The following is a 14,245-nucleotide window of genomic DNA, read 5'->3' on the forward strand; positions in this document are numbered from 1 at the left end:
GGTTTAGTTTGCAGATTTCTCTTTAGGTTGTTCTTCGGACGCTTCCTTCTGATCAGCTGGCTGGTTTTGATCTTTTGCAGGCTGCTGATCATTTTTTTGTTCCGCAGGCTGTTGCTGTTCTACCTGCTCTCTTGCCTGTTGCTCATCCTCCTGCTGCTGCTCTTCTTCACGCTGGGCTTCTTTTTCTTCTTGATATTGTTCTATTTCAGACTCTACTTCTTCTAACTGCTTTTGTTTTTCTTCACTAGAAAGGCTTTCATCAGATTTAATTTCTTCTTCATATTTTAATAGTCCAAACATAATGAGATCACGGTCCTCAAGAGAGCGCGCTATGTCTAATGCATCCTTCGCAGTTCCTCTCCCAATATGAATCCAATAATCAAAGTACCTCGGGTCAGATTGAAGAGTAATCGTGTTCCGAACATTCTCCTTTTGCTCTTCTGTTAATGATTCGTTCACAATAAAAGCTGAGGCAAGCTGAAACTTGACTACGTTAGGCATCTCTTCAACACCATAGTTTGAAAGTGTATTCACAACCTCACTATAGTCACTGCCAAGAAATTGTTCATTACTTGCAACAAATGCTTCCTGTTTGGGCTGTAAAATAAACATAGAGTATATAGTATAAATTAACGCGGGAATCAAACAAATAAGAAATCCTAAAGCTATGTATCGGGTTAGCTTCCATTTTTTTTGAGGAATGTGAATAAGTGATTTTTCACTTTCCTCTAGTTGAACGATTTTCTCTTCAAGTAAATGGAGAAGCTCCTCTTCTGTTTCAGCTGATAATACCTCTTTAGAAAGTGGTGTTAGCTCTAATGTCTCGTGAAAATTAAGGTATTGATGAAACGTATATTTATGATCAATGGCTGCAGCTACAGTTGCTTTCAGCTCAATCCATAATCGGTCAGCATCTTTTTCATATGGCGGAAGGCTCTCTTTTACTCCATAGTGAAGAAAGTAAGGAGTTAAACTTTGATCAAAGACAATATTTTCTGGGCATACGCAAAGATGCAGCCTGGAAAAGGAGAAGTCTTTTACTTGTTTAACAAGCTGATAAGCTAGTAAGTATTTGCTGTGCATGTTTTTTTTCTTTATATGAAGGAAAGATAAATAGCTTTCAGGCGGCTTTACAACAATTTTTAATTCATCATCTGACAGAATAATATCTCTTTGGATGGATGGGTCCATTTCCTTGACCATGTCCATCTCAACGGCATGATCTAGTTTAATTTTTTCTTTTTGGAAGGAAAAGGTGTAGCCGTCTTCCTTCGTGATAATGGCTTCAAGCTGCTGTTGTAAGTACGATTGTTTTTTCTCAGACATGGGATACTCCTTCATAAGATTTCAAATCGGTCTCCGGTGGTGATCCCGCACTCCACCAGTTTACGGTTTCCTGAAACGACAATTTGTTTGTTGGGAATACGTACCCAGTACCCTTCTCGAGGTGGGTCAGAAATGTATCTGGCCTGCCAAACAATATCCACTACTTTTTTCACAGAATGATAGTTGGATAGGCGAAGGTCGAATGTTTCACCTGTATAGTTTTTCAGATCTACTGTGACTTCTATATACATGTCTTTTCACCTCAAAAATAAGAAGCGCCTTCATTCCGATAAGAATTGGCGCTCCTTTCTTCCCTGCATTTGATTGTCAGATGAAGCTATTAACCACGAATTTGGCTAGCAATTTGTTGGTCAGCATCTTCAAGCGCACGAGATGTGCTATTAAGCTGAGTAGAAATTTCCTCTAATAGAGTCTGCATTTGAATAAAAGAAGGCTTTAAAGACTCATATTGCTCAGCAAATGCATTGCTGGCCTCACCAGTCCACATACCTTGAAGTTGGCTGATCATTGAATCTAAGCGAGTGATTTGTTCCCCAACACTATTACTTTCTGTGCTGTACTTGTTGGCCATATCTACTAGTTGTGCTGGTGTAACGCGAATTTCTCCTGGCATTAAAAATCTCTCCTTTTTGTTTTCGATTTACTTTAATTGTAAAAACAATAACATTAAAGGTCAATTGTTACTTCTAGAATAATGCTAAAATGGTAAATTATATCTATCATTTCCCTTATTTGGGAATAACAAACCTTAACTAGCGGGTAATTATACTTATATTCTACCCATTAAATAGCTTAATAGTCCCCAATTGAGCGAATAGTCTAATAATATAGTGGTTTTATGATTAACTCCACATTTTTCAAGGGACTGCTTCTAACCTATCTATATCTGAATCTCTTTTTCCTTATAATAAAGTGTAACATATTGCTTGTTCATATTGTTGATATAATGAGTATATTGAGGTGCAGCCGAATCCATTGCGACAAGCTGTTCACTGATGGTTGCTTCGTTTTTCATTTGGTGTTGAAGAATGGCCTCATTTATTTCTTTGATTATCTCGCCAGAACTATGCTCAAGCTCTTGTCGAATAATGTTTTTCATCTCTCTACCCAAGGTGCTCATTTGCTCTAATAGGTATTTAAAATGAGCTGCCTTATCCCGTAGATCCTGATCTGCTTCCATTTCATGAAATTTGTAAAGTTGGCCCATATGCTACCTCCTTTTTTCACCCTACTATCGGACTATAAAATAGGCAAAATGCGCCCTTCTTTGGTTTTATCTCAACTCAAAAATCGCAGCGATATCCTTTTCCTCTTCAAACATTTTTTCAATAGAAGTACGAATTCTTCCAAGAAGCTCTATTCCTTTAGCATGCTCATCTTGAAATTGGTGAATCGTGTGGGTAAACCGACCTGAAAATGCAGAACCTAAAGCAGGAATATGCTCATGTACTTGTATCCTCTTAAGCTCTTGGTTCCCTGACAAACTTAGCAGGTATTGATAGGAGAGTGGATTAGCTTCCATATCATAAATTCTATCAATTATTCTTCTTTTTCGTCTATCAAAATCTTCTAGGTAATTTTGCTCATATGCTAGTTTAAACTGATTAATGACATCTTCCTTTTGATGGTATGTATCCATGCCTCTTTGATAAATTCGAACAGCTGAGGAGAGGTTGATTTCAATTAAGGAGATTGATAGGGACTTTTATTTCAAGACGTTGGGTTATATGTTGTTGAGCTGGTGGTAATTTATTAACAGCATATTATGCTTAAGACACCTTAGTATGAAATTTTTTAGGAACTTTATAGACCACTCTTCTTCCTTTCCAACTATAAAAGGACAACGCAGAACGTTGCCCTCGACACTATTAAGCTTTTATTATCTTTAGCATTGAATTTGCATTTTTTTGGAATTCATATGAAACTTCAATCTCTTCGGTTGTGCATCCAGCATCTAAAAGATATCTTTTTAATAGATCTAAATGTTTATATCGCTTTCCTTCCAAATCTACTAAAGGAAAAATCCTAATTTCCTTTTTTGACACTCTTAATAATTCATTCACTGTTTTTATATGAAACTCATAGTCTAGTCTGTCTGCATACATAAATAAAAAATGTGCAGAAAGTATCATATCAAATTCTCCATCTTGAAACGGTAAATGAGGTAATGTAACAGGCACATACCGTTCATTAAATTCCTTCATATCATTTGTACAAGCATTTAATGCAGCTAAACGTTTGGTTTTGAGATCTTCCACATCTGTAAAATGCTCCCAAACATAATGATCTCTCACTTTTTCCATGTGTTCCATTGCATGTTCAATGTCTTCAAACCCTTTATTTTTAAGGTCCTCTCTAGAATGATAATAAGCAATGTCGCATGCGGTTATATTTAATCCTAATTTGCTGCCTAGTGCAGTAAACGAACAAGCTCCTGCAGGACAGTCTAATATTTTTTTGCCCTTCAATTCTTCTGTTGAAAGAGAAAACATATCCACATACTCTTCGAATGTTCTTCCAATAAAAATAATTCTTTCCAAATCTAATTTCTTACTCGGCTCAACTCTACTCATCTAAACTCACCTCTTTGCATGATTTAGTTATATAATAGCACTTTAGTAAAGGGTGCAGGAAGTTCTATTTGCTAATACTGGTAAAAAACCTTTTCCTATTAAAGTCCCAACTCAATGTTTCACGTGAAACACTAAGCAATCCACAGGCTCGGTAAAATCATTTCGGTTCAGCAGTTTGTGAAAATCCCTTCTTCCAAAGAAAGAAATTCAATCCCACTAACAGAATGAGGTAGATGTAAACACCACCAACCCAAATAGTACTAACAAAGTGTATTCCGGCAAATAATGCGATCATCATGATGAGAGCAAATACTTTCCACCCATCACTTTGCTGGATAACCTCAAATGATTCTGCAAATGGCAGCTCACCATTAAACAAAGCTTTAAAGCATAGCATGGTGTATACACAGGCACTGATAAATACAATGATTAGGTCTGGGATCACTTTGTAAGTAAATATTCCAATATAAACAGCACTTAACACTAGATAGACAGGTAAGAAGAGCTTCACCAGAAAAGCCTTTAATGTGCCTTTATAGATTGAACTCATTTCCTGTATTGGAGTTGTTATAAAAACCCAGGCTCCTTTGTATGTACCTGAATACTGCAGCATAAATACGACTGATGGGATCATCATTATGGCAAAATATATGGAAAAATATGAGTTGGTTGATGCCATTTCACTTAGTGGTTTCTCCCTTAATTCGTTAAACATAAATATGAATGGAAAAGCCAATGAAAATCCTAATGAGGGATAGACCTTTAGCTTGAATTGACGTTCATTTTTCATCATTAAAGAAGCAAAATGAAAAAAGCAGGTTTCTTCTTTACTTCGACAGACAGTATTGGCAATCATAGATCTCAATTTATTATGGCCTTTCTTACCTGGCGCCCCTTGATTGGACAGCTTCTGCAGATTTCGCTCAAATGATGGGATGAGTTTAATATAAACAAAAATAGAAAGAAATGGGACAACAAGTGCCAAAATGGAAAATGCGATCATATAAAAGCTGTTGTTTCCATGCAGCAGCCACTCATAGGGTGCTGCAAACCAAACCGGTGGAATAAAAAATTGCCACCACTGCAATTGAAAAACCACGTCTAAATCTACAAATTCAAAAGATCTAGCCACAAATTGATATCCTATTAAAAGAGCGATAGATAACAAAATCTGCACATAATTAATCATATCTTTTAATTTTTCTCCATCAAACAATTTTAATATGGCAATGTAGCTGATAGCTGTTATGACTACGATAAAAAGATTAACGACCATTAACTCTATTAAAAATAGAAGAAAGAAGGAAAAACCATGTCTAAATAGGCTTACCGCTAACGGGATAGCCGTTAGAGAGCCTGTAAGAAACGACATATAAATCGTAATATGGATGATCCTAGCCGCATTCACAGTTCTTTTACCCAAAGGTTTAGTTTGAAGGATCATTTTATCACGAATATCAAGAAGGACTGTTGAAAAATCCGAAATCATCGAGGTCATGATAATAAACATGACAACCCCGAAGGTAATACTCATTTGAAAGAGATAATTATCCCCTAACAGGATAAATGGAATGAGAAAAAGACCAAATAGCCCATATATCCATAGTGATTTAATAAATTGATTTTCATCTTGCTTCTTCTTGGCAGTGTTTTGTGTAAATATAGTAGGAACCCGTCTCTGATCCATCGTAAGCTTAACCTGCAAAATTCTTCTCATTGCAACATAATCAATGCCAAACCGTTCGAAAAGACCGTTAAACTTATCAAGAAACTTCAGAGTTTTAAAATCACTCAGGTCCATTACACCTCCTGAACGATGGAAACGAACTCTTCAGCTATTTCCTTATGTTTATCGAATCCTGTCAGCTGATTGAATATTTCTTCTAATGTTCCTTCTGTATTCTGTTTTCTGAGCTCATCAAAGCTTCCATCAGCTACAATTTGTCCCTCGTTTAATAAAACAATCCGATTGCTGATTTTCTCAACAACGTCCATAATATGGGAGGAATAAAAAACGGTTTTCCCTTGAGCTGCAAGCTGGGCAAGGATTTCTTTTACTACCATTACACTATTAGCGTCCAGACCGCTTAATGGCTCATCTAAAAATAATAAATCAGGGTTATGTAATAGACTTGAAATGAGCAAGACTTTTTGTCTCATACCTTTTGAATAGGAAGAAATACGAGAATGATAGATATTTTCAAGTTCAAACATCTTCATTAATCGAAGGGCCTTTTCAGCGACTTGTTCTGAATCTATACCATATAATTCACCAACAAACGTTAAGTACTCACTTGCTGTCAAATTATCATATAGTTCAGCTGTTTCAGGTACATAGCCAATTCTTTTTTTATAACTGATATCTCCATCCGAAATATCTTTCCCAAACAGCTTTACATCTCCAAGATATCCTTCTACTAACCCGAGCATGATTTTTACGGTTGTGCTTTTACCTGCTCCATTCGGTCCGATATAACCAATAATCTGGCTTTCATAGACTTCCAGATCAATTGCTCGCAAAACCATTTTCCCATTATAATTCATTGTTAAATTTTCAATTGATATAATTGGCTTTCGCCCATTCATAGATGATCACCTGTTTTAATAGATTTGTATTTTTATGGTAACACATCTTCCTATTATTATGAAAATCAAATAATTGTCTGCTAGGATATTTAAATTACCCCAATGTGGGTATAATAAATCTATGGAACTTTTTACATAATAAAGGCGGACAGAGCAGCATTCACTCTATCCCTATTTGAGTGATTATTTTTATTATCTATCAAACTAACAATTTTTGTAATCTAATAGAAGGGAAAGACTGAGCATGGAACGCAACCACACAATTATGCAGTTTTTTGAATGGCACATAAAATCAGACGGTGCTCATTGGCACCGTTTGATGGAGCTGGCACCTGAATTAAAAGAGAGGGGAATTGATTCCGTATGGATTCCCCCTGTGACAAAGGCTGAGAATACAGATGATCCAGGATATGGAATTTACGATTTGTACGATCTAGGGGAATTTGATCAAAAGGGAGAGGTCCGGACGAAATATGGAGTGAAAGAGGATCTTCATAAAGCCATTTCTGCTTGTAAGGAGCATGGCATTAATGTTTATGTAGATATTGTCATGAATCATAAGGCTGGAGCTGATGAGAAAGAAACGTTTCAAGTCATTGAGGTAGATCCGAATAATCGCGATAATGACCTTTCAAAGCCATATGAGATAGAAGGCTGGACCAAATTTACCTTTCCTGCCCGCGGTAAACGTTATTCCTCCTTTCAATGGAATTTTAATCATTTCAACGGGGTTGATTATGATGCCAGGCACGATCGAAAAGGCGTTTTTCGAATCGTTGGTGACAATAAAGGGTGGAATGATCCAGTCGATTCTGAGTTTGGAAATTACGATTATTTAATGTTTGCCAATATTGATTACAATCATCCTGCTGTTCGAGGTGAAATGCTCTATTGGGGCTGGTGGCTAGCTAATACATTAGATTGCAATGGATTCCGGATGGATGCGATTAAACACATTAATTATGATTTTATCGAAGAGTTTGTAGATAATATGGCAAAGAAATTTGGTAAGGATTTTTATTTTATCGGGGAATTTTGGAAGCCTGATTTGAAAAGCTGCCAGGATTTTTTGGAGCATATTGAGTATAAGATTGATCTATTTGATGTTGGGCTTCATTATAACTTAGAAGCAGCTTCAAAGACAGGAAGGGATTATGATCTTACGACTATTTTTGATGGTACGCTTGTTAAATCTCATCCACTGAACGCAGTAACCTTTGTTGATAACCATGACACCCAGCCAAACGGATCACTTAACTCCTGGGTAGGAGATTGGTTTAAACAAAGTGCGTATGCACTTATTCTCCTGCGAAAGGATGGTTACCCGTGTGTATTTTATGGGGACTATTATGGAATCAGCGGAGATGAGCCTATTGACAGTAAAAAAGAAGCGATTGATCCGCTGCTTTACGCTCGCTATCATAAAGCATATGGTGATCAGGAGGATTATTTTGATCATCCTAATACAATTGGATGGGTAAGGCGCGGTGTATCTGAAATAGAGCGGTCAGGCTGTGCTGTCGTCATCTCAAATGGGGATGAAGGCGGAAAAGAGATGTTTGTCGGCGAAGCCCGTGCAGGTGAAGTATGGGTTGATCTAACTAATACAAGAAAGGATCACATTATAATCGAGAAGGACGGTCATGCTTTTTTTCCTGTTAATAAAGAGAGTGTTTCAGTTTGGGCGCTTCCTGAGGAGGATTTGGAAAAATAAGAAACAAAAAACGCAAGCCGCTGGCTGGTCCATTGGCGACAAGCACGGGGGAGAAAAGGATGTTCATTAACCTTTTCGGGCGGATTGGCTTATGACCTAAGGATCGATGGCTTTTGGAGCTAGACTAAGGTAGCTGACTTTTCAAAACTAATTAAATGCATATAGAAAGTAAGCTTATTTTCTATATGCACATTACCTTTTTTATTCTTGCCAAAACAAATCATTTAATGTTTTATCTAATGCCTGACAGATTGCCACACACAAGCTGAGACTTGGATTATATTTTCCTAATTCAATCAATCCAATCGTCTGCCTTGAAACTCCTACCTTATTGGCTAGTTGTTCTTGGGATAGGTCTTTTTCCACCCTTGCTACTTTTAACTTTATATTCTTCATCGAGAATCCTCCGCTTTTTCAACCTATCGCAATTAATATTTTGTTTGATTTTTACTTATTTTCATTGCAGAAAAATGGACAATAGCGAGAATTAAGCCAAAAAATGGCGCATAAATCATTAGAGAAGCAAAGAATACTAAAATAAAATACCATATTTGTTCTAAAATAGTTTCCCCATAATCCATCGCGCTTCTCACTCCAAAGAAAATGGCAAGGGCAACTCCAAAGAAAAGTCCACTGATAAGATTTTTCATACCCATTGGAACTTTACTAGTTCGGTCATGAACCTCAACATCATCTGAAAAAATCCCCATTCCAACTGACCTGACCACATAGTAAATCCCTTGAGCAAGTAAAATAACCAGCTCAGTTATAACCAAATGAGTATTCATTCCATAAAGTGCATATTTGACAACAATTGATAGGATGCAAACGGCCAAGATCAGCAAATACATTTCTTTGTAAATTTTATTTTTACTATTTACTATTCGTTCATCTACGGCAATATCTTTTTTCTTAAACAAGTGCATTTTCTTCAACTCCTCAAATTGTATATCTTTACCTGTATTATAACTTATTGATGACATTTTGCAATATATATATGTCAATAAGTAAAATAAATTTTGTTTTTCGTCCTACAACACAGTCTGAAAAATACTATAATCCCAATCATTTTGAGGTGTGGCGCCCTTTCTTGAGCACATAGATGTTTTCCTATCAATGTGCTTCCAAAACCCTGTAAAGGGTAATTGCTCTTACATGAAAAACAAGAGCTAGCATTGCTTAAAAAGGCAGATATATTAACCCCATTATTCGTTTATTAACCTTTACGAGTCTGTTACTGTCCATTTCTTCACTTTTTCTTTCCAATTGTTAGATATTACTTGCTAGATCCTCCCTATTATTAATTCTATTCGCCTTTCACCTTATTTATTGTCCTCATTTCGGCTTTACTGTTCACATACCTTGCTTACTTGCCGCTATCATTTTCAGAATATATGAAAAGGCTACCCGAAATACACTCTGGCAGCCCTTCATAATTCTACACACTTGTCACAGCATTTAATTCGATTACTTATTCGGAAAAGGTGAAACCTTTTCTTATAAGACTCACATTGTCCTTTATCCAAAACAGAAAAAAAGCAGAAGAAATACCCTCTGCTTATCTCATTCTATTCTTTTTATACATGTGTCAATTTATCTTCAATTGTCACTCCGTCGGGCTTGTAATGGAGTTTAATATTACTCATTACCTCGCTCGCACCTAAGTTAATACCTACTAATTGCAGTTCTTTGACTAAGTGCAGGATTTCATCAAGCTCTCCTTCAACTACTGTCTCCATTGGGCCAATCTTATATTTCAAACCTGAATCTTTTACTGAATCAATAATTCTTGGAATTACACCATAAGTATCTACATCTTGACCATTTGGTAAAACTTGGATTCCGGCTGTTACAGTTGCCATTTTCATTCTCCTTTCTAAGGGATGGTATTAGTAGACCATTCCCTTTTGGTAGGAGCGGCTAAACATTTGAATTCAGCAGGAAATTGTCCTCTTAAGATTAGTAAGGTTACATGGCCTATCTCCAAGCCGAAACCCTCTCTGCTTTCTTGGCAAAAGCAGAGGATATGGACTTCATACGGGACTTTAACAGTTCTTTTCTTCCTGCTAATGTTCTTGCATAGATAAGGTCTGCTTTCCCGATTCTTTTTTTCCATTGTTTATGAAAAAATTCTGCCCCTTTTTTGTTTTGCCCGATTACTTGAGGGACAGCGTGATAATCATATTGCTTAAAGGGACCCCAACTGGAATGACGTTTTAGGAAATACCTTGGATTATTAATAGACCCTACAGCTTCCTGGACAGCCTCTAAAATGAGAGTGTGTTCATATCTTGTTCCGCCGTTTACCCAGAAGTACATGGAACCATCAAAAGTTTGGACTGCTTTTGTTTCCAGCTTTTTTATGTCCGATTCGATTAATTTCATATAGCTGAGAGTATGAATGACAACCTCGCCCAATTGCTTAGAGCTCGTTTCAATTCTTCCATGTTTAAACCAGAGCCAAAGTCCTTTAAACGTTTTTGGGAGCATGAATAGGATAGCAACGCCAAGACCGATTAGCAGAAAGGTAAGAATCGATTTCAAAGAAGACACGTCCCTAAACGGTATTCGTTCCAAGAAATTATAAAAAATGTACAATCCCAAAGTAATTCCTTGGATAATGAGGGCTCTGATTGTATTGGTGAAAAGGAGGGTTTTGGGAAAGAACTCTGGTGATGCCTTTAGCTCTTCTACCATTTTATCCCCATTATTTTTATGAATGGCCATCTCCCATTGATTCTTTAACTCGTTTCGACGGGAAGCCCGCTCCAGCATCTGCTCATTCATCTTATTCATTTTCATAACTGTAAAAGGCGGCGGCTCTAAGCTCAGCCTGTCCATGCCATTTTCAATCGATTCACCTGTATAAGAAACTCCTACAAAGGCTTTAAACCGCCTTGATAAAGTATCCATATCATAACCGCAGTCCTGCCTAGAAGGATCAATACAAACGAGATGCCATATGGCAGAGGTTTTACCCTCATTTCCCCTCTGCACTCTTATGGCTCTTCCTCTCATTTGATTGGAAAGCATAAACGTCCCAACATAGGAAGCAAGAATAATAGAATTAATACTTGGAGCATCCCAGCCCTCCCCTAAAAGAGCGGTTGTACCTGTCAATACATGAATTTCTCCTTTGGTAAACAGGTCTGTCATCACCCTGACAAGCTTTTGACTTTGAGCTCCAGTGAATTGCACAGTTACATATTCCGGGTCATGGGAAAGAGGAGTGAGCCTTATGTCCTCCTGCCATTCAAGAGGCAGCGCACATACCGCAGTTTTTGGAAGAATCGCAATGGAGCCGCTTAACACCCCTAACCTAACAGCTTTCATATTTTTTCGGCGAAGTGTTTCAAAAATTGGGATAACGCCTAACCGATTTAACGGTTTTTCATCCTCAGGATTTTTCGGCAAATCCTCCAGGCGAATATAATCTGCTAATATAACCAGTCGTAGCTCATCATTAAGAACACCTGCTTCAAATTCCACAATGTCCCCAATGCTGCGCAGCTTCGATACACTTGTTAAAAGAGTACGGTCAATCTTTTTCGTTGAACGAAGGTGAACCTTTCGCCGCTCTATAGCTCCCATTCGATTAAGCCACTTTTTCATTCTTTTTACCAGTTCTTCATGCTTCTTCGTATAATCATCATTATAAAGACAGCCTGTCAGCAATTCCTCCAGCCATTCCAGATCAAGCTTTGGAATGGATTTTCCTTTTCTTCCAAGAAGCTGGACATACTCCTTCCACTTGATTTCCTTTGCTTCATTTAGAAAAATAAGCAGACTGGAAAAATAGGAAGGAGAAGATAATATCGATTCAAGGTGAGCATCAGGCTGCGTTATCCATGGATGTTCTTTTAGTATGTTAACAAATGCAGAATCCTTTAATAATGTATCCCTTACTTGATCACCATTCTTCCGAAAGGAATGGATGGTCTCTCTTTCTTTTATTGAGGGCACAGAAAAATAGACATAATCTTGATGCGGACATAAATCATGCTCCTGAACCAATTCAGGTACACTAATTTCAAGGTCAATTGGTCCGCATAGTTCAATATATCGATCCCATTCTGATAAAGTCACATCGTAAGGAGGTGTTGCCGTTAACGCGACAATATTCGGCTCAGAAAGACTTTTTCGAAATTCCAGAGCACTTTTCCACCAGGCCGATCTCAAATGGTGGGCTTCATCAAGGATCATCGTTTTGAATCCGATTTGTTCTATTAATGCGAGGGCTTCCTTTTTTACTTCGCCAAAATTCTCCCCATTCATCTCCTCCTCTTTATCAGAGAATACATTATGGAGAGATTGATAGGTTGTGATTGTAAGAAAATTGGGATTCTTCAAATCCATGGAAATCCAATCAGGGGCTTCCTTCACATTTAAAAACAACTCGACGAAACGCTCCAGCCACTGATTCTTAATAGCAAGTGTTGGCGCAAGGATTAAAGTCGGCTCATTTAAGCGCAGCATCACTTCAAGTCCAAGCACTGTCTTTCCAGAACCAGGCGGTGCTATTAAATGAAGGTGACGGTTTTGAAGGTGCTCGGCAAGGGAAGAAAGAACGCGCTGCTGATACGACCGCCATTCGTAAATAAATGGAAAATGCTTTGGAAAGGTCTTCAAAGGTTCTTTCTCCTTTCTTTTTTAAAGTAACTATCTACTAGAATATAATGGAATTATCCTACCTGAAAAGCCTGAATCATAGAGTGATAGTTTTTTTATGAATTTCTAAATATTATTCTATCAGACTAGTAAACCGAAATATCCTTTAAACTCTTGATCAATTTTTCAACTTTTTAGATTACCCCTTATCTTTTAAACTAGTAAACTTAGAGAAAAGAATTTTATAAAAAAGGTGCCACCATTGAAACTTTCTAATTTTGAAAAGCAGATTGCGGATGTAATTTTGGAGAGATGGATTTATTTCTGAAATGACAGAAACTGTCGAGAATCACTGGCAGGCTGAAGTAGAAGGGACTGATGATTACATTGTTGAGGCTGCACTTGGGGAGGAAGGATTTATTCTAGAGACAAAATGATTGGGACATTTACTGCAAGCATCAGGCAGCAGTTTTTTATGCTTTGCGAGATAAGGTCAATAATCAGCCTAAAAAGAAATCTGCGAAAAAGAGACTGAATTTGCAGCAGATACTACAGCAAAAGAAGAAAGAGGAGCTCATCGGCATTGTGATAACAATCGCAAACAAACATCCCGAAATAAAAAAGAAGCTCTTTTGATGCCGCCAGAAGATGAGATATCTGAAAATCAATATACAAGAGACGCCCTGCCTTTTTAGACGAAATGAGTAAGTTATGATTAGGAAAGGTGGAAATGATCATGAAGAAACGTAAGAAAATGAAAGGGGATTTTGGATCTTGTTCCGTTTACTGCAAACATTGCGAAAAGGAGTTTAGTATCGAATGGAGAACAATTTTTGACATCCAAGAGATAACCCACGGAAATGTAGGTTTTCACACAAACGATGTTTATATATCGTGCCCAACGTGTGATCGGGTAGTTGAAAATGAAGATATAACGCCTGAGAGTGATAGAATTGTTCAGATTAAGGATGGAGAACTCCCTTTTTAAGGGAGTTTTTTTGGTAGATTTGGCTCTGATAGATAAGACGATAGCTCCCTTGCAATAAAGACTCTTCTTCAATATTTGCCATTGTGCTTCATATAGAAAGTAATCAGTTTGTTATCAGCCTTATTTAGGACATGTCCACAAAAAAGCAAAATTGTTAATGTGTCGGTTTAAGACACGTAGTGTGGCAAGTATAAAGACAAAGACGCCAATAAAGGGTCAGGCAGGACAATAAAATCTAGTAATGGAAAGTAATATCTCTCATCAGGCTATTAAATTCAAAGAATCGGCCAGTAAATTTTGTGATAGGGAAAGAAAGTGGGTAACTTCGGCCAATAGAAGTATCTTTTGGCAAGTAAATATGTGACTTGTTTTTCTTTTTCCTCAATATTGCCTGAAGGACTTTGAAATCGGTCATCTCAATATGCTTTT

The 14,245-nt window shown here is 37.3% G+C and carries 14 protein-coding genes; 2 read left to right on the top strand and 12 right to left on the bottom strand.

From position 1 onward, the window contains the following. Positions 1-3: 3 nt before the first annotated feature. The 8 genes from essB to IC621_RS06010 all read right to left on the bottom strand — a co-directional run bounded on the left by essB (position 4) and on the right by IC621_RS06010 (position 6,506). Positions 4-1,326 (bottom strand): type VII secretion protein EssB, encoded by a 1,323-nt coding sequence (gene essB / locus IC621_RS05975; protein WP_191156721.1) that lies wholly within the window; start codon positions 1,324-1,326, stop codon positions 4-6. 11 nt (positions 1,327-1,337) lie between these two features. After that, complete coding sequence (locus IC621_RS05980; RefSeq protein ID WP_191156722.1) at positions 1,338-1,577, bottom strand: EsaB/YukD family protein; 240 nt, start codon at positions 1,575-1,577, stop codon at positions 1,338-1,340. A gap of 89 nt (positions 1,578-1,666) precedes the next feature. Further along, a complete protein-coding gene (locus IC621_RS05985) occupies positions 1,667-1,960 on the bottom strand; it encodes a WXG100 family type VII secretion target (protein WP_191156723.1) in 294 nt (97 codons plus the stop codon). Between the two features lie 267 nt (positions 1,961-2,227). Continuing rightward, complete coding sequence (locus tag IC621_RS05990) at positions 2,228-2,554, bottom strand: hypothetical protein (RefSeq protein WP_191156724.1); 327 nt, start codon at positions 2,552-2,554, stop codon at positions 2,228-2,230. Between the two features lie 66 nt (positions 2,555-2,620). Next, positions 2,621-2,986 carry a hypothetical protein gene (locus IC621_RS05995; protein ID WP_191156725.1) on the bottom strand — a complete coding sequence of 122 codons (366 nt, stop codon included), beginning with the start codon at positions 2,984-2,986 and terminating at the stop codon, positions 2,621-2,623. A gap of 229 nt (positions 2,987-3,215) precedes the next feature. Further along, complete coding sequence (locus tag IC621_RS06000; protein ID WP_191156726.1) at positions 3,216-3,920, bottom strand: class I SAM-dependent methyltransferase; 705 nt, start codon at positions 3,918-3,920, stop codon at positions 3,216-3,218. 157 nt (positions 3,921-4,077) lie between these two features. After that, positions 4,078-5,721 carry a hypothetical protein gene (locus IC621_RS06005; protein ID WP_224752341.1) on the bottom strand — a complete coding sequence of 548 codons (1,644 nt, stop codon included), beginning with the start codon at positions 5,719-5,721 and terminating at the stop codon, positions 4,078-4,080. Then, positions 5,721-6,506 (bottom strand): ABC transporter ATP-binding protein, encoded by a 786-nt coding sequence (locus IC621_RS06010; protein WP_191156727.1) that lies wholly within the window; start codon positions 6,504-6,506, stop codon positions 5,721-5,723. The genes IC621_RS06005 and IC621_RS06010 overlap by 1 nt, the downstream gene beginning before the upstream one ends. Before the next feature lie 244 nt (positions 6,507-6,750). On the opposite strand from IC621_RS06010, the gene IC621_RS06015 reads away from it, so the two are divergent. Continuing rightward, positions 6,751-8,220 (top strand): alpha-amylase, encoded by a 1,470-nt coding sequence (locus IC621_RS06015; protein WP_191156728.1) that lies wholly within the window; start codon positions 6,751-6,753, stop codon positions 8,218-8,220. Between the two features lie 201 nt (positions 8,221-8,421). Here IC621_RS06015 and IC621_RS06020 read toward each other — a convergent pair whose 3' ends face one another. The 4 genes from IC621_RS06020 to IC621_RS06035 form a co-directional block, all read right to left on the bottom strand. After that, a complete protein-coding gene (locus IC621_RS06020) occupies positions 8,422-8,616 on the bottom strand; it encodes a helix-turn-helix transcriptional regulator (protein WP_191156729.1) in 195 nt (64 codons plus the stop codon). Between the two features lie 32 nt (positions 8,617-8,648). Beyond that, on the bottom strand, positions 8,649-9,146 hold the full coding sequence (locus tag IC621_RS06025; RefSeq protein WP_191156730.1) for a DUF6773 family protein: 498 nt from the start codon (positions 9,144-9,146) through the stop codon (positions 8,649-8,651). A gap of 651 nt (positions 9,147-9,797) precedes the next feature. After that, positions 9,798-10,082, bottom strand: coding sequence for a thiamine-binding protein (locus IC621_RS06030; protein WP_191156731.1), 285 nt, complete (start codon positions 10,080-10,082; stop codon positions 9,798-9,800). Positions 10,083-10,197: 115 nt separating this feature from the next. Further along, entirely contained in the window at positions 10,198-12,849 is a 2,652-nt protein-coding gene (locus IC621_RS06035; RefSeq protein WP_191156732.1) for a DEAD/DEAH box helicase family protein, read from the bottom strand. Positions 12,850-13,564: 715 nt separating this feature from the next. On the opposite strand from IC621_RS06035, the gene IC621_RS06040 reads away from it, so the two are divergent. Further along, on the top strand, positions 13,565-13,816 hold the full coding sequence (locus tag IC621_RS06040; protein WP_191156917.1) for a hypothetical protein: 252 nt from the start codon (positions 13,565-13,567) through the stop codon (positions 13,814-13,816). Positions 13,817-14,245: the final 429 nt, after the last annotated feature.

The organism is Metabacillus arenae (genome assembly GCF_014773385.1).
In the GTDB taxonomy this organism is placed as follows: Bacteria; Bacillota; Bacilli; order Bacillales; family Bacillaceae; genus Metabacillus_D; species Metabacillus_D arenae.

Coding starts and splice junctions, on each gene's coding strand:
- IC621_RS06015 (WP_191156728.1), top strand. CDS start 6,751: ATGGAACGCAACCACACAATTATGCAGTTTTTTGAATGGCACATAAAA.
- IC621_RS06040 (WP_191156917.1), top strand. CDS start 13,565: ATGAAGAAACGTAAGAAAATGAAAGGGGATTTTGGATCTTGTTCCGTT.
- IC621_RS05995 (WP_191156725.1), bottom strand. CDS start 2,986: ATGGATACATACCATCAAAAGGAAGATGTCATTAATCAGTTTAAACTA.
- IC621_RS06005 (WP_224752341.1), bottom strand. CDS start 5,721: ATGGACCTGAGTGATTTTAAAACTCTGAAGTTTCTTGATAAGTTTAAC.
- IC621_RS06025 (WP_191156730.1), bottom strand. CDS start 9,146: ATGCACTTGTTTAAGAAAAAAGATATTGCCGTAGATGAACGAATAGTA.
- essB (WP_191156721.1), bottom strand. CDS start 1,326: ATGTCTGAGAAAAAACAATCGTACTTACAACAGCAGCTTGAAGCCATT.
- IC621_RS05985 (WP_191156723.1), bottom strand. CDS start 1,960: ATGCCAGGAGAAATTCGCGTTACACCAGCACAACTAGTAGATATGGCC.
- IC621_RS06030 (WP_191156731.1), bottom strand. CDS start 10,082: ATGGCAACTGTAACAGCCGGAATCCAAGTTTTACCAAATGGTCAAGAT.
- IC621_RS05980 (WP_191156722.1), bottom strand. CDS start 1,577: ATGTATATAGAAGTCACAGTAGATCTGAAAAACTATACAGGTGAAACA.
- IC621_RS05990 (WP_191156724.1), bottom strand. CDS start 2,554: ATGGGCCAACTTTACAAATTTCATGAAATGGAAGCAGATCAGGATCTA.
- IC621_RS06010 (WP_191156727.1), bottom strand. CDS start 6,506: ATGAATGGGCGAAAGCCAATTATATCAATTGAAAATTTAACAATGAAT.
- IC621_RS06000 (WP_191156726.1), bottom strand. CDS start 3,920: ATGAGTAGAGTTGAGCCGAGTAAGAAATTAGATTTGGAAAGAATTATT.
- IC621_RS06020 (WP_191156729.1), bottom strand. CDS start 8,616: ATGAAGAATATAAAGTTAAAAGTAGCAAGGGTGGAAAAAGACCTATCC.